This window comes from Arthrobacter sp. N199823 (assembly GCF_002929705.1).
GTDB lineage: Bacteria > Actinomycetota > Actinomycetes > Actinomycetales > Micrococcaceae > Specibacter.
The window spans coordinates 571,045-585,844 of the sequence record NZ_PJIN01000003.1; the positions used below are offsets into that span (position 1 = coordinate 571,045).

General features: G+C 59.7%; 13 protein-coding genes. 8 read left to right on the forward strand and 5 right to left on the reverse strand.

The window, feature by feature from the left end; translation table 11 throughout:
• Positions 1-10 precede the first annotated feature (10 nt).
• The gene (locus CXQ93_RS09850) at positions 11-1,153 is read right to left on the reverse strand and encodes a glutamate--cysteine ligase (protein ID WP_104110326.1); all 1,143 of its coding nucleotides are present in this window, start codon (positions 1,151-1,153) and stop codon (positions 11-13) included.
• Positions 1,154-1,252: 99 nt separating this feature from the next.
• Here CXQ93_RS09850 and CXQ93_RS09855 point away from each other — a divergent pair, with 99 nt between their 5' ends.
• The gene (locus CXQ93_RS09855) at positions 1,253-2,068 is read left to right on the forward strand and encodes a shikimate 5-dehydrogenase (protein ID WP_082634097.1); all 816 of its coding nucleotides are present in this window, start codon (positions 1,253-1,255) and stop codon (positions 2,066-2,068) included.
• A gap of 115 nt (positions 2,069-2,183) precedes the next feature.
• Here CXQ93_RS09855 and CXQ93_RS09860 read toward each other — a convergent pair whose 3' ends face one another.
• Both CXQ93_RS09860 and CXQ93_RS09865 read right to left on the reverse strand, forming a co-directional pair.
• Positions 2,184-3,134, reverse strand: a complete 951-nt coding sequence (locus CXQ93_RS09860) for a DUF559 domain-containing protein (protein WP_104110216.1) — start codon at positions 3,132-3,134, stop codon at positions 2,184-2,186.
• Positions 3,135-3,325: 191 nt separating this feature from the next.
• On the reverse strand, positions 3,326-4,540 hold the full coding sequence (locus tag CXQ93_RS09865; protein ID WP_104110217.1) for a class I SAM-dependent methyltransferase: 1,215 nt from the start codon (positions 4,538-4,540) through the stop codon (positions 3,326-3,328).
• 145 nt (positions 4,541-4,685) lie between these two features.
• Between CXQ93_RS09865 and CXQ93_RS09870 the strand changes: the two genes are divergently transcribed.
• The 4 genes from CXQ93_RS09870 to CXQ93_RS09885 all read left to right on the forward strand — a co-directional run bounded on the left by CXQ93_RS09870 (position 4,686) and on the right by CXQ93_RS09885 (position 8,580).
• Entirely contained in the window at positions 4,686-5,669 is a 984-nt protein-coding gene (locus tag CXQ93_RS09870) for a siderophore ABC transporter substrate-binding protein (protein WP_104110218.1), read from the forward strand.
• A 127-nt stretch (positions 5,670-5,796) separates the two neighbouring features.
• Entirely contained in the window at positions 5,797-6,777 is a 981-nt protein-coding gene (locus CXQ93_RS09875; RefSeq protein WP_104110219.1) for an ABC transporter permease, read from the forward strand.
• Positions 6,770-7,828, forward strand: a complete 1,059-nt coding sequence (locus CXQ93_RS09880) for an iron chelate uptake ABC transporter family permease subunit (protein ID WP_104110220.1) — start codon at positions 6,770-6,772, stop codon at positions 7,826-7,828. The genes CXQ93_RS09875 and CXQ93_RS09880 overlap by 8 nt, the downstream gene beginning before the upstream one ends.
• On the forward strand, positions 7,825-8,580 hold the full coding sequence (locus CXQ93_RS09885) for an ABC transporter ATP-binding protein (RefSeq protein WP_104110221.1): 756 nt from the start codon (positions 7,825-7,827) through the stop codon (positions 8,578-8,580). Before CXQ93_RS09880 ends, CXQ93_RS09885 begins: the two co-directional genes overlap by 4 nt.
• Here CXQ93_RS09885 and CXQ93_RS09890 read toward each other — a convergent pair.
• Positions 8,577-9,389 (reverse strand): ABC transporter permease, encoded by an 813-nt coding sequence (locus tag CXQ93_RS09890; RefSeq protein WP_104110222.1) that lies wholly within the window; start codon positions 9,387-9,389, stop codon positions 8,577-8,579. The genes CXQ93_RS09885 and CXQ93_RS09890 overlap by 4 nt on opposite strands.
• Positions 9,386-10,255, reverse strand: a complete 870-nt coding sequence (locus CXQ93_RS09895) for an ABC transporter ATP-binding protein (protein ID WP_104110223.1) — start codon at positions 10,253-10,255, stop codon at positions 9,386-9,388. The genes CXQ93_RS09890 and CXQ93_RS09895 overlap by 4 nt, the downstream gene beginning before the upstream one ends.
• Before the next feature lie 315 nt (positions 10,256-10,570).
• Here CXQ93_RS09895 and groES point away from each other — a divergent pair, with 315 nt between their 5' ends.
• From groES to CXQ93_RS09910, 3 genes are all read left to right on the forward strand, one after another.
• Positions 10,571-10,867 carry a co-chaperone GroES gene (groES, locus tag CXQ93_RS09900; protein ID WP_038464523.1) on the forward strand — a complete coding sequence of 99 codons (297 nt, stop codon included), beginning with the start codon at positions 10,571-10,573 and terminating at the stop codon, positions 10,865-10,867.
• Positions 10,868-10,953: 86 nt separating this feature from the next.
• On the forward strand, positions 10,954-12,558 hold the full coding sequence (gene groL, locus CXQ93_RS09905) for a chaperonin GroEL (RefSeq protein WP_062286694.1): 1,605 nt from the start codon (positions 10,954-10,956) through the stop codon (positions 12,556-12,558).
• 206 nt (positions 12,559-12,764) lie between these two features.
• Positions 12,765-14,690 (forward strand): heavy metal translocating P-type ATPase, encoded by a 1,926-nt coding sequence (locus tag CXQ93_RS09910; protein WP_256939726.1) that lies wholly within the window; start codon positions 12,765-12,767, stop codon positions 14,688-14,690.
• Positions 14,691-14,800 lie beyond the last annotated feature (110 nt).

Consider the following 14,800-nt stretch of genomic DNA (forward strand, 5'->3'; position numbering starts at 1 on the left):
GGTAAAGGGCCTAGTTGCTGGCCATCTCTGCCACGAGTTCACGCACGACGGCGCGCAGCTCGCCCTGGTTGGCGGCAGCGACTCGGCGCTGGCGCTGGTAGCTTGCCCCCGTGGCAATGATGTTCTCCACACTGGCGAGTTCGTCGGCACAGCCTAACTTGGCGGCTACGGGTTCCAGCTTGTTCAACAGTTCCACCAGGTGCTCGGTGACGAGTTGTTCCTTGCCTGCGGCATCGAGGATGATGATGGCTTCCATGCCGTATCTGGCCGCGCGCCACTTGTTTTCCTGGATGTGCCACGGGGGCATGGTGGGGATGGTGCCGCCGTCGTCAAGGGTGTCAGAAAAGTCTTGGACCAAACACTGAGTTAGGGCAGCAACGGCACCGATTTCCTCCAGTGTGGACATGCCGTCGCAGATACGCATTTCAATGGTGCCCAGGCCAGCCACGGGGCGAATGTCCCAGCGGATTTCATTGTGTGCGTCGATGACACCGGTGGTGAACATGTCCTGTACATACGATTCGTACGCGGCCCAATCGGGGAATTGGAACGGCAAGCCAGCGGTGGGTAGCTGCTGAAACATCAGAGCCCGTTGGGAGGCGTAGCCGGTGTCCTGACCATTCCAATAAGGGGAGGATGCCGAAAGCGCCTGAAAATGTGGGAAGTAGTTGACCAGCCCGTCCAGAACCGGCATGGCCTTGGAGACATGGTCCAGACCGACGTGGACATGGACGCCGTAAATGAGCATCTGGCTGCCCCACCACTGGGTCCGATCCACCAGCTTGGCGTAGCGTTCCTTATCGGTCACAACTTGGCTAAAAGGGTCGCTGAAAGGGTGCGTTCCGGCGCTCAGTAGGTCCAAACCCAGCGGCTTGGTTGCCTCACGCAGTGTGACCAGGCTTCGGCGCAAATCCTCGGTGCCTTCAGCAACGGTGTGATTGACGCCCGTGACCAATTCCACAGTGTTTTGCAGCATCTCACCCTTGATCTGGGGGTGCTCACCATCAATCCAAATGCCCGGGTCGGCGGCCTCAATGTTGGCAAAAACGTCGTTGGCCCGAGGCGCCAGATCGCCGCTTTCGGAGTCGACGAGCGCAATTTCCCACTCCAGACCCAGCGTAGATTGCTCAGATTTGGCGAAATCGATCTTCACGTGCGAGGCCTCCTTGGCAATGCTGGGACTATGGCTGCAACGCGGTACGGCACCAGCTGCAATCTGATTGTAGTTCAGGATCTGCGGCACAATGGATGCATGCCGATCCTGAACAAAGACATGACCTTATGCATTTCCCTCGCGGCCCGCCCCAGCAATATTGGGACGCGCTTTCATAATTATCTCTACGACGCCCTCGGACTGAACTTCGTCTACAAGGCCTTCGCCCCGGTGGACCTCGCACAGGCCGTCGCTGGCATCAGGGGCCTGGGCATTCGTGGCGCCGCCGTCTCCATGCCATACAAAGAGGACGTCATTGCGCTCATCGATGTCATGGATGCCTCCGCCACCGCCATTGATTCCGTCAACACCATCGTGAACACCGACGGCGTGCTCACCGCCTACAATACCGACTACCTCGCCATCGCCCGGCTGCTGGCCACCAACGCCATTGATCCCGCGACCACTGTTTTGTTGCGCGGTTCCGGTGGTATGGCCAAGGCTGTTGCCGCTGCCATGCACGACGCCGGATTTGCGCACGTCACGATTGTGGCTCGCAACGAAGAGCGGGGCCGGGCACTTGCCGCGCTTTATGGATTCTCGTGGCTGGCCGAGGTGAGCGATGCGAGCGATGCCGGCATGCTCATCAACGTCACCCCGTTGGGCATGTCAGGCGCCGACGAATTGGTGCAGTCCTTCAGTGACTCACTGGTGAACGCCGCGCAGGTGGTGTTCGACGTCGTGGCGCTTCCCGCCGAAACCCCATTGATCAAGGCCGCCCGGGCAGCAGGAAAGCACGTGATCACCGGCGCCGAGGTCATCGCCATTCAGGCGGAGGAGCAGTTTGTGCTGTACACCGGTGTGCGCCCCAGCCCGGAACTGGTCCGCGAAGCGTCCGAGTTCTCCCGCTCCTGACACCGACGCTTCCTCAGCTTTCGGGGTCTGGAGGCTGACGCTTCCTCAGCTTTCGGGGTTTGGAGGCTGACGCTTCCTCAGCCGCCAATTTTGGCTGGTCGTCTCTGCGGCGCTGTCACTCTCCGGAGGCGAATCCCGAGGCAATCGATGGGGCTGTCCATGCCTGCCGCAGTGCTTGCTTGATGTTTCTGACGGCTTGGTCGAACCCATCTGCCAAGTCTTCGTCGGTGAAAATTAGCACCTGCCAACCGGCTGACCTGAACGCCTTGTCGCGGCGGACATCGCTTTGGCGTTGTATCTCGTCCAAATGATGCCCTCCGTCGTACTGCAGGGCGATCTTCTTGTCGCGGTACCCGGCATCGGCAGAAGGGCTTGTTCGGGTGTCCCAAAGTTTCACTTGCAGCTCCGGCTCCGGCAGTCCGGCGTCGACCATGGCCAGCCGCATGAGAGTCTCCGGGCCGGAATCGGCGCCCACCCTCATCAACTCCAGAGCCTCCCGGGCACAAACAATGCCCTGCAAATTTCCATGCCTTAAGACCATGCGCCGGAGGGATCCCCGTGTGGCGTACGGTTCGCTCCGCTCTTCAAATTGAGGCCGTGGCACCCGGATCAGTTGATCGCCGATGCACACCAACTCTGGCAATGGCAGGATGCGTGCCAGATCAAGCCAGGTCCGGGCACGGGTGCTGATGCGCAGCTGCCTGTCGGTTTCCACCTCATCCGGAAAGGCAACTGTGGCGTGACCGTGGATGCCCTTCCTCCTTGCAGATGGCAGAAACTGGGGCTTGCTCAAATGCAGCTCGTCCGAATCGGACAACCACGGAGGCAGGATGAGCCCCTGCAGCCGGGCAGCCGTGGAATGCGAAATCCAGGCGCCCGGAGTGGCGGCACTAAGGGCCTGGGCAGCTTCGAGCAGGTCGAAGTCCCACTGCGCCGGGCGGTACAAGCCACGGCTGACATGGGCAAAGGATCGGCCTCTTAGCTGCTCGGGCGCGAGTCCGAGGTCCTTGGCCTTAGAAAGCGTGAACGGGCTGCCGGGGACGGGGAGTTCGTCGTTGGTCTCCATGGTTAAATGGTGTCCCAAAAATTCGATGTCTGCAGAAGTTATCCACAGCCACCGTCTGCCCACTGTCTGAGAGAGCGTCAGCCGGACGGCTCGAAGCGCAGGATGTGAGGAAGCGTCCGCGGGAATGGCCCGAAACGTGAGGACGCGTCGGCCAGAATGTCCCGAAAGGTGAGGAAGCGTCGAGGGGGTGGTTAAGGGGTGTGGGGCTCCACCACAATGGCAACGCGGTCCTCACCAATGCGGGTTAGTACCAGAGTTGCCTTGTTGGGGCCCTTTCCGGACCCGGTGAGGAGTTGGCGCCGGAGCTCTTCCGGTGTGGTGGAAACTCCGCGTTTTTTGATGTCCAGCACGCCGATCCGGTTGGCCTTGACCCAGGCTTTGAGGGCCTTGACGTTGAACGGCTTGACCTCGATGACCTTGTAGCTTCGGGCAAACGGGGTATCGATCGGCTCATCGGAGGACAGATATGCGATGTGCTCATCGAGCAGATGGGCGTCCATAACCCTGGCTAAATCCGCCACGAGACCCGCACGGATAACGGCACCGTCGGGCTCGTAGAGGTAGCTGCTGACGGGGCCGATCTGTGCGTCCTGCTCCTGCGGCTGGTACTTTTCAGTGCTGGTCAGCTCGGAGCTGCCGTGCTTGCCAATGACCAGTGCGGCGCGTCGAATGCCCGGGCGGGCCAGCTGGTTGAAGTACAGCCCGGCTTCCACCACGTCGCCATTGATGGAAATCCACTGAGCTTCTGCGGTGTCCGGAACGGCGTCGTGGGGGATGCCGGGCCCCATCTTCACGCCCACGGCCAAGCCCTTATCCGCCAGTGACTCTACAAAGGAGAGCGGGGGTGAAAAAGCCTCGGGATCAAAGAGCCGGGTGGTGCCTGAGGTGCTGGTGGTACGGCGGGCAGGATCTAGCCACACGCCCGTAATTCCATCAAGGTCCACCTCCTCTGCTTTGGCGCACAACACCTTTGCATGCGGGAACGGCATCAGGTTCACAGTGGTGCACGCGGCGGTAATCTCATCCATTTCCACAGCCGTGACATTGATGTCCAGGCTCGCCATGGCCAACGAATCTGCGCCGAGGCCGCAGCCCAGATCGGCAACATTGGTGATGCCAGCCGTCGTAAATCTTTGTGCGTGCAGCGCAGCGATGCTCAATCGGGTGGCTTGTTCAAGCCCAGCCTGGGTGAACAGCATTTGATGCGCGAACTCGCCAAACTTGGCTTCGGCCTTGGCTCGCAGCCGGGACTGGGTCAATGCGGCGGCGACCAGCTCGGGGGAGTGGCCAGCTTTACGAAGAGTTTCGTTAAGTTTGAGAGAGTCTGCCTCGCTGTAAGGGCCCAGGGATGACAAAAGTTCCCAGCCGTCAAGGGTCAGGAGCGGGGAAATTGCGTCTAAGGACATGACGCAAGCCTAACCGGAATACGTGCTGTGATAAGAGTCACGGTAAATACGGCAGGAATAATTTGCGCAATTATTTTCAGATGCAATAGCTTGGGGGGACTGCTTATAAGGATTGCCTAAGCTTATCTACCCTTGGAGAACTAAGATGCTGAAGAAGCACCTACTGACGCTTGCCGCCACAGCCGCCGTGCTGGCACTCACTGCCTGTGGCGCCGAGGCCCCGTCAGGCGCCAGCGAGGAGAGCACTGCCGCTCCCACGTCCGTCACGGTCGAGGACAACAATGGTTCACAGACCATCAACCTCCCACTGAAGTCAGTGGTTGCCACTGACAACCGCACCTTTGAAACCCTCTCCGACTGGGGTGTGAAGCTCACCGCTGGCGCCGTGACGTTGATGCCGAAAACCAGCGCCTACAAGACCGATACCTCGATCATCGACTTGGGCAGCCACCGCGAACCGAACCTCGAAGCCGTTGTAGCTGTGGCTCCTGATCTGATCGTCAACGGTCAGCGCTACGCCCAGTTCCACGATGACCTGGTCAAGTTCGCACCCAAGGCCACCGTCCTTGAACTCGACCCCCGCGATGGCGAGTCCTACGACGCCGAACTGAAGCGCCAGACCACAGTTTTGGGCGAGGTTTTCGGCAAGCAGGCTGAAGCCAAGAAGCTCAACGATGACCTCGACGCGGCGATTGCCCGTGCCAAGAAGGCCTACCCTAAAGGCTCCACCGTCATGGGGCTGATCACCTCCGGCGGCAATATCAACTACGCCGCTCCCGGCAACGGCCGCAGCTTGGGCCCGGTCTTTGACATCCTGGGCCTGACCCCGTCACTGGAAGTCAAAGACGCCAGCACCGATCACCAAGGTGATGACATCTCCGTTGAAGCCATTGCCGACTCCAACCCGGACTGGATCATCGCCATGGACCGCGATGCTGCCACCAGTGCAGATGACCCCAAGTACGTTGCCGGTAAGGAACTGCTGACCAAGTCTGAGGCACTGAAGAACGTCACCGCCTCCAAAAAGGGCAATGTCATCTTCATGCCCAACGATTCCTACACCAACGAAGGCATTCAGACGTACACGGAGTTCTTCAACTCCATTGCCGATGCATTCGAAGGTAAGTAATTTCCGCTTTTCCTAATGTGGTGGCGGATCGAGCCCTTGTGGCCCGATCCGCCACTGCGCTGTTTTCCACTGCGCTGCTTTCTCCCGCGTAGGTTCCGTGAGCAATCTGAAAGGGACGGCTGGACGAATGACGGCCATAACCACCAGAGCCCCCTCCAAGGGCAAACTCTTTGACCCCAAACTCATCATCGGCATTGCCATCGTGGCCCTGCTGCTGGTGGTTTCCCTGTTTACCGGTGTTTACGACATTTTCGGCGGCAAGGACGGCGGGGAAATGTTTGCCATCACCCGCATCCCACGCACCATTGGGCTGGTGTTGGCGGGGGCTGCCATGGCAATGTCCGGGCTGGTCATGCAGCTTCTGACGCAAAACCGCTTTGTTTCACCCAGCACCACCGGAACCACCGAATGGGCTGGACTGGGCCTGCTGGTGGTCATGATTCTCTTCCCCACGGCCAGCATCCTGGCGAAAATGTCAGGCGCCATTGCGGCCGCCTTCATCGGCACCATGATCTTCTTTTTGTTCCTACGCCGAGTGTCATTGAAGGCATCTCTGACAGTGCCCATTGTGGGCATCATGCTTGGCTCGGTTGTCGGGGCAATTTCGACATTTATCGCCCTGCAAACCGACATGCTGCAGAGCCTGGGCATCTGGTTCGCAGGTAGCTTCACCGCCGTCCTCCGCGGGCAGTATGAGGTGCTGTGGATCGTTGCGATTGTGGCCGTGGTGATTTTTATTGTCGCCGATAGATTTACCGTGGCCGGCCTCGGCGAGGACATCGCCACCAATGTGGGCCTGAACTACAACCAGATCATGCTCCTCGGAACAGCGCTGATCGCCGTCGCCACCGGTGTTGTTACCGTGGTGGTGGGAAATCTACCGTTTCTGGGGTTGATCGTTCCGAACATTGTCTCCATGTTCCGAGGCGATGATCTGCGCAGTAACCTGCCCTGGGTATGCCTGCTCGGCATCGCGATTGTGACCGTCTGCGACCTGATTGGGCGAACCATCATCATGCCCTTCGAGGTACCGGTTTCGCTGATCCTGGGCATTGTCGGCGCCATCGTATTCATTGGTCTTCTCTTAAGGCAGCGTCGAAATGCTTGATACCGCCACCGCGACTCCTGCCCGCAAAACCCCGAAAACCAGATCGCTGGTCCGTAAATCGGGTCCACTGTCCACCAAGGCAGTCGGCCGCCGGTACTGGATTGTCCTGAGCCTGTTGATCGTGCTGGCGCTGGGTTTTGGTGCCGGTCTGCTCGCCTGGGATAACCCGATGCCCGTGGGTTCTTCCGGATTCTGGCTCATTGCCGAACTACGCGCCACTAGCGTCGGCGTCATGCTTATTGTGGCTATTTGTCAGGCGCTGGCAACAGTCAGTTTCCAGACAGCCACAAATAACCGCATCATCACCCCTTCCATTTTGGGCTTTGAATCGCTCTATATGGCAGTGCAGACGGCGGCTGTATTCTTCATGGGCGCGGCTGGAGTTGTTGCCGTCCAAGGAGTCCCGCAGTTCATCTTGCAAGTGGCCATCATGGTGGCGCTCTCGCTGGCCCTGTTTGGCTGGCTGCTGTCCGGCAAGTATGGAAACCTGCAGATCATGCTCTTGGTGGGCATCGTCATTGGTGGCGGGCTCGGCTCCGTGTCAACGTTCATGCAACGCCTACTGACGCCGAGCGAGTTCGACATTCTCACGGCCAGACTCTTTGGCTCCATCTCCAACGCCGATGTCAGTTACCTACCCGTTGCCATCCCCTTGGTGGTGGTGGCCGGGGTTCTGCTCCTGCTGAACGCACGGCGCCTGAACGTCATCGCGTTGGGCAAAGATGCGAGCATCAACCTTGGCTTGAACCACCGCTTTGAGGTGATGCGCGTCTTGTTCTTGGTCTCCATCCTGATGGCCGTCTCCACGGCGCTGGTGGGCCCCATGACGTTCCTCGGATTCCTCGTGGCCACGCTGTCCTATCAGCTCGCAGACACCTACGATCACCGCTACATTTTCCCCGTCGCCGTGTTGACCGGATTCGTGGTTCTCTCCGGCGCTTACTTCATCATGAAGAACGTCTTCTACGCCCAGGGCGTGGTCTCGATCCTCATTGAAGCCATTGGCGGAACCGTCTTCCTCATCTTCATCCTCAGAAAGGGCCGCTTGTGATAACGCTCAAGGACGTCCACAAGAAATACAGCAGCGATGTGGCCATTGGCCCGGTGGATCTGGTCATTCCCACCGGCGGAATCACGGCCATGGTGGGCCCCAATGGTGCAGGCAAGTCCACGTTGCTGACCATGGTGGGACGACTGCTGGGACTGGACGCAGGAACCATCGAGGTGGCAGGCTACGACGTTGCCAGTACGTCCTCGAAAGACCTGTCCAAGATCGTCTCGATCCTGCGCCAAGAAAACCATTTCGTCACCCGGCTCACGGTCCGCCAGCTGGTGGGGTTTGGCCGCTTCCCCTATTCCAAGGGCAGGCTAAACGCTGCGGATGAGGAAATCATCAGCCGTTGCATTGACTTCCTTGACTTAGAAGATCTGGAAAACCGCTACCTCGACCAGCTCTCCGGCGGCCAGCGCCAGCGTGCCTACGTTGCCATGGTTTTGGCCCAGGATACCGAACACGTCCTGCTCGATGAGCCGCTGAACAATCTGGACATGAAGCACTCCGCTCAGATGATGCAACACCTCCACCGGGCCGCCGCAGAACTGGGGCGCACCATTGTGATCGTGCTGCACGACATCAATTTTGCCGGGCACTATGCCGACTACATCTGTGCCGTGAAAGACGGATTAGTCATCGAGTTCGGCACCCCTGCGCAGATCATGACCGACGAGGTCCTGACCCGTGTCTTCGACACCCCGGTTGAGGTTATTGCCGGTCCACGCGGCCCGCTGGCCGTCTACTACTAACTGTCCTTGCGAATCCAACGGAACGTGATGCGGCACAAGACCAGGCCGGCCACGAGCCACAGTCCCATGACGAGAGCCACGAGTCCCAAATCCCAGGAGCCGCTGGACTCAGCGGCCTCGAAGGTTGCTGGCAAGAACACACTGCGCATGCCCTGAGCCATCCATTTCAGCGGGAAAATGCTGGCGAAGTTTTGCAACCACTCTGGCAGCTGGGCAAAGTTCAAGTACACGCCAGAGATGAATTGCAGCACCAACACCATGGGGATGACCACGGCTGTGGCACTCTTTCCTGTGCGTGGCAGCGCCGAGAGAGCAATACCCAAAACGCAGCTGGTCATCACTCCGAAAAAGAAAACCCAGACAAAAGTCAGCCATTTATCCGCTTCGGTGGGAAGTTCCACGTTGAAGGCAAATCTGGCTACCAAGAGCAGTAACAGCACCTGCGCCACCGAGCTGACAAGGACCATGCCGATCTTGCCAATGAAGTAAGAAAATACCGGCAGGGGAGTGCCGCCCAAGCGTTTGAGCGTCCCATCCCCCTTTTCTGTGGCAATATCCACGGCCAAGTTCTGGACACCGCTGAGCAGCATGCCCGCAGCCACCATGCCCGGGACATAAAACGCAGCCCAGGAGATGCCGCCACTGCCGTCAGGGGCTGCGCCAACGTTTTCGGTAGTGCTGAAGGCGACGGCAAAGATGGAGAGCATCACGATCGGGAACAAGAACGTGAAGAACACCGAATCGCCCTGACGGAAATACAGTTTGAGTTCGTAGCCAATGCGGAACATGCCCAGTTGCACAGTCTTCATGCCGCACCGCTTTCCAAGCCAGCCGCGTGAGCGCCCACCATATCCAAATAAATGTCCTCGAGACTTGGCCGGGTGATTTCCAGACCCGGCACCTCCCCGCCATGTTCTGCGAACAGCCGCGCGGCTAGTGCCGCCGGTTCGCTGGTGCGCTCAGCATGGTCGGCTCCGTCTTGGCGCCACCGCACCAGAGGAACACGGGCACTGGCTCCGCCAATCTCGTCAATGGGGCCAATGTCCACCAAGGTGCCCCCAGCAATGACACCTGCCCGGTCGGCCAGCATGGCCGCCTCGTCGAGATAGTGCGTGGTCAGCAAGATGGTGGTTCCTTCGCTTTTCAGCTCCTTGATGAGGTCCCAGAATTGGCGCCGGGCCTCCGGGTCAAAGCCCGTTGTGGGTTCATCGAGGAACAAAAGCTTGGGCCGGCCAATGATTCCCAAAGCCACATCCACACGCCGACGCTGCCCGCCAGAGAGTTTGCTGATCCGCGTTTTGGCTTTGCTGCCCAGACCCACGGCCTCAATAACATCGGCCACCTTGCGCGGATGCGGGTAGTACGAGGCGAAGTGATTCAGTTGTTCAAGCACTGTGACGTTGCCGCTTTCGCCCGTTGACTGCAAAACAATGCCCAATTGGGCTTTCCAGTCCAAGCCGCCGCGCTGGGGATCAACACCCAGAACGCGGACCTCTCCGCTGGTCCGGTCCCGGTAGCCTTCCAAGATTTCAATGGTGGTGCTCTTTCCCGCCCCGTTGGGACCAAGAAGTGCAAAGGTTTCGCCTTCGTGGATGTCGAAGCTGATGCCATCCACGGCTGTGAAGCTGCCGTAGCTTTTCTTCAGGTCACGTACTTGAACAGGGCATAAAGTCATGGTTGCATCCTTGCACTCGGCCGCGTTCACGACAACAACGTTTCCCGCCGCCTACCAGGGCCGACACAAAGGTGCGCCGTGAGCGAAACCCGGCCCGCCGTCGTCGTACTTTTTGGGGTGAAACTGGCACTCGCCTTGACCGAGTGCTAATCGATTCCCTAGAGTCAGAGTTAGCACTCTCACCCCGAGGGTGCTAACGCGCTGATCTTTTGGCCATGGGAACATCACCGGCACCGCGACGACGGTTGGGTTCCACACAAACATGGCTGCCAAGACAGCCGTCCATAAAATTTTCGTGTGAAGGAGAGGTCCTAAGTGTCGGTCTCTATTAAGCCTCTTGAGGATCGTATTGTTGTTCGCCAGCTCGAAGCAGAGCTGACTACCGCTTCCGGTCTGGTTATCCCGGATACTGCCAAGGAAAAGCCCCAGGAGGGCGAAGTTGTGGCAGTTGGACCCGGCCGCGTTGACGACAACGGCAACCGCGTCCCGATCGATGTTGCCGTGGGTGACGTTGTTATCTACTCCAAGTACGGTGGAACTGAAGTGAAGACCGGTGGCGAAGAGCTGTTGGTTCTCTCGGCCCGCGACGTACTGGCAATCGTCGTTAAGTAACGACTTTCGTCAACCACTTTTGTAAAGCCCCGTGCCCGTTGATCCCTAGGGACCGGCGCGGGGTCTTTGCGTGAAAGGACAAACGCATGGCAAAGCAGCTTCAGTTTAATGACGATGCACGCAAGGCCCTCGAGGCCGGCATCGACAAGTTGGCGGACACCGTCAAAGTAACGTTGGGCCCGCGCGGTCGTAACGTTGTGCTCGACAAGAAGTGGGGTGCCCCCACCATCACCAACGACGGCGTGACTATCGCTCGCGAAGTTGAGTTGGAAGACCCCTACGAGAACCTTGGCGCACAGCTGGCCAAGGAAGTTGCCACGAAGACCAACGATGTTGCCGGCGACGGCACCACCACGGCCACCGTTTTGGCACAGGCACTTGTCAAGGAAGGCCTGCGCAACGTTGCCGCAGGTGCGGCTCCCAGCGAGCTCAAGCGCGGCATCCAGGTTTCCGTAGAAGCCATTGCCAAGCGCCTGCTGGAGAATGCTCGCCCGGTTGAGGGTGGACAGGTTGCAGAAGTTGCCGCCATCTCCGCTCAGAGCCAGGAAATCGGCGACCTGCTCGCCGAAGCGTTCGACAAGGTCGGCAAGGATGGTGTCATCACCATCGAAGAGTCCTCCACCACCTCCACCGAGCTGGTCCTCACCGAGGGCATGCAGTTCGACAAGGGCTACCTGTCCCCGTACTTCGTCACTGACGCAGAACGCCAGGAAGCAGTCATGGAAGACGCACTGGTTCTGATCAACCAGGGCAAGATCTCCAACCTGCAGGAATTCCTGCCGCTGCTGGAAAAGGCACTTGCTGCCAACAAGCCGCTCTTCATCATTGCTGAAGACGTTGATGGCGAGGCACTGTCCACGCTGATCGTCAACCGCTTGCGCGGCACCTTGAACGTTGTTGCCGTCAAGGCTCCGGGTTTCGGCGACCGCCGCAAGGCCATGCTGCAGGACATTGCGATCCTGACCGGCGCACAGGTTGTCTCCCCGGAGATTGGCCTGTCCCTGGATCAGGTTGGCCTCGAGGTACTGGGTACGGCTCGCCGCATCACTGTCACCAAGGACAACACCACCATCGTTGACGGTGCTGGCACCGCTGAGGATGTTGCTGACCGCGTGGCTCAGCTGCACGCCGAGCTTAAGCGCACCGACTCCGACTGGGACAAGGAAAAGCTGCAGGAACGTCTGGCCAAGCTGGCTGGCGGCATCGGCGTGATCAAGGTTGGCGCAGCCACCGAGGTCGAGCTGAAGGAAAAGAAGCACCGCATCGAGGACGCTGTCTCAGCTACTCGTGCAGCTTTGGAAGAGGGCATTGTTGCAGGTGGTGGTTCCGCACTCGTGCAGGCCGCCAAGGCACTCGATGACGACGCTGACGTTGCAGCCCTGACAGGCGATGCAGCAACTGCTGTTGCGCTGGTTCGCAAGGCCGTTGCTCAGCCGCTGCGCTGGATCGCACAGAACGCTGGCCACGACGGCTACGTTGTTGTACACAAGGTTGGCGAACTTGAAGACGGCTTCGGCTTCAACGCAGCTACCGGTGTCTACGAGAACCTGGTCAAGGCTGGCGTCATCGACCCGGTCAAGGTCACCCGTTCAGCCCTGCGCAACGCTTCCTCCATCGCGGCTTTGGTGCTCACCACCGAAGTTCTCGTGACGGACAAGCCTGCCGAGGACGAAGCAGCACACCAGCACTAGTCCCCACTCGCCGGCCCGGTAAATCGCTGACGCGATTTCTCGGGAACCTGGCGAGCGTGGGCCCAACGTTTGGTGTTCCTCTGCACAAGGGACGGCGTTTGCGGGTTCGGACGGTTGTATACAGCCGTCCGAACCCGCAAACGCCGTCCTTTTTTGTTGGACTTGTTGGACTTGGTGAAAACGTTGACTAGGGCGACACTAATAGCATGAACGATTCTGCGGAGCGGACATCGCTGGCAATGAAGCCTGAGGTTCCCGGCGAGCTGCCCTCGACGGCGGCAGTTCGGAAATTACCCCGGGTCAGGGGTTTCATCCGCCGCTATCCCATCGTGGCCTTGACCGCTGTTGTCATGGTCGCCGCCGGCGTCCTGGCCCTGACCGGCCTGGGCGTACAGGCCCAATGGGTGGCGAGCGTCTACGCCGTCGGAATTGCCCTCTATCAGGGCGTTGGCATGGTCAAAGGCATCATGCGCGGGCACTGGGGCATCGATATCCTTGCCGTTACCGCCATCATCAGCACCGTGGCCGTTGGTGAGTACTTTGCCTCGCTGATCATTGTCATGATGCTCTCCGGCGGCGAGGCGCTCGAGGACTTTGCTGCCGGACGTGCGCAGCGGGAACTGAGGGCCCTCCTGAGCCGCGCGCCCAGCATCGCGCACCGTGAGCGGTTGGGTGGGGTGGTTGAAGACATTCCCACGTCCGACGTCGAACTTGGCGATGTCTTGATCGTCAAACCTGCGGAGGTCGTCCCGGTAGACGGACTGCTCCTGTCGGACTCCGGCTCCTTTGATGAAGCAGCACTCACCGGTGAGAGCCTGCCCGTTGAGCGGGTGGCGGGCGACGCTGTCATCAGCGGTACCGTCAACGGCTCAGCCGCCGTTCGGATGCAGGTCACGGCACGTGAGGCCGACTCACAGTACAGCCGGATTATTGCCCTTGTTCAGGAGGCCGCAGACAGCAAGGCGCCGGTGGTCAGGCTGGCTGATAGATACGCGGTTCCTTTCACCATCCTGGCACTGGCCTTGGCCGGCGTCGCCTGGTTCCTGAGCAAGGACCCCTCCCGATTCGCCGAAGTCCTGGTGGTCGCTACCCCGTGCCCGCTGCTGATTGCAGCGCCCGTGGCGTTCCTCGGAGGCATGAGCAGGGCCGCCAAGGCCGGCATCATTATCAAGAACGGTGGGACGCTGGAACTGCTGGCCAACGTCAAAACCGCAGCCTTTGACAAGACCGGCACACTGACCGGCGGTCATCCAACGCTCGAAGAAGTCCGGACCGCAGGCACCGTGTCAGAAGAAGAACTCCTTGCCTTTGCGGCATCGGCAGAGCAATACTCCTCCCACGTCCTTGCCGCGGCGGTCATTGCCGAAGCTGATGCGCGCGGGCTCACCCTGCTCCCGTCGAATGATGCCGTGGAACACGCCACGAACGGGGTGCTGGCAACGTGCGGCGGCCGCACAGTTGTTATCGGCAAGCCCGCCTTTGTCGCCGAAAAGTCCACAGGCGTGGTGCCGGCTGATCTGTCCGGCGGCCAGCTGGCGGTCTACGTTGGCATCGATGGTGTTTTCGCTGGAACGCTGGTCATGAGCGATCCCATCCGGCCCAATGCGGCGGCAACCATCAAGACGCTGAATTCCTTGGGCGTGCGCAACACCATCATCCTCACAGGTGACGCGCAATCCACGGCGGACCACGTGGCCCGCCAGGCCGGAATCACAGAGGTCAAGGCGGCACTTCTCCCCGAAGACAAGGTCAGGATCGTCAACTCCCTGGCCCCCGTCCCTGTCCTCATGGTGGGCGACGGCATCAATGACGCACCGGTCCTTGCCGCGGCCGACGTCGGAATTGCCATGGGAGCCAAAGGCTCCACGGCGGCGAGTGAATCCGCGGATGTGGTCATCATGCTCGATGACATCGCCAAAGTGGCCCAATCCGTTGAAATTGGCCAGCGGACCATGAAGATCGCCATTGAAAGTATTTGGATTGGCATCGTGCTGAGCGTGGGACTGATGATCGTGGCCGCTTTGGGGTTCGTTCCTGCCGTTGCCGGAGCTCTGGCGCAGGAACTGGTTGACCTGGCCACCATCCTCAACGCTCTGAGGGCGTTGTTGCCGGGACGCAGAGCCAGGCGTTGATCGGTCTCTGTGTGACGCAACGAACGGGAATAGGGCAACAGCCGCTTTCGTTTTAGACTGTAACCAACGCACAGGCTAGCTTCGTAATTACGGGACCGGCCATTGGATGC

Excerpts from the sequence above, each read along its gene's own strand:
- CXQ93_RS09855 (WP_082634097.1), top strand. The coding sequence starts at position 1,253 with ATGCCGATCCTGAACAAAGACATGACCTTATGCATTTCCCTCGCGGCC.
- CXQ93_RS09860 (WP_104110216.1), bottom strand. The coding sequence starts at position 3,134 with ATGGAGACCAACGACGAACTCCCCGTCCCCGGCAGCCCGTTCACGCTT.
- CXQ93_RS09865 (WP_104110217.1), bottom strand. The coding sequence starts at position 4,540 with ATGTCCTTAGACGCAATTTCCCCGCTCCTGACCCTTGACGGCTGGGAA.
- CXQ93_RS09870 (WP_104110218.1), top strand. The coding sequence starts at position 4,686 with ATGCTGAAGAAGCACCTACTGACGCTTGCCGCCACAGCCGCCGTGCTG.
- CXQ93_RS09875 (WP_104110219.1), top strand. The coding sequence starts at position 5,797 with ATGACGGCCATAACCACCAGAGCCCCCTCCAAGGGCAAACTCTTTGAC.
- CXQ93_RS09880 (WP_104110220.1), top strand. The coding sequence starts at position 6,770 with ATGCTTGATACCGCCACCGCGACTCCTGCCCGCAAAACCCCGAAAACC.
- CXQ93_RS09890 (WP_104110222.1), bottom strand. The coding sequence starts at position 9,389 with ATGAAGACTGTGCAACTGGGCATGTTCCGCATTGGCTACGAACTCAAA.
- CXQ93_RS09895 (WP_104110223.1), bottom strand. The coding sequence starts at position 10,255 with ATGACTTTATGCCCTGTTCAAGTACGTGACCTGAAGAAAAGCTACGGC.
- groL (WP_062286694.1), top strand. The coding sequence starts at position 10,954 with ATGGCAAAGCAGCTTCAGTTTAATGACGATGCACGCAAGGCCCTCGAG.
- CXQ93_RS09910 (WP_256939726.1), top strand. The coding sequence starts at position 12,765 with ATGAACGATTCTGCGGAGCGGACATCGCTGGCAATGAAGCCTGAGGTT.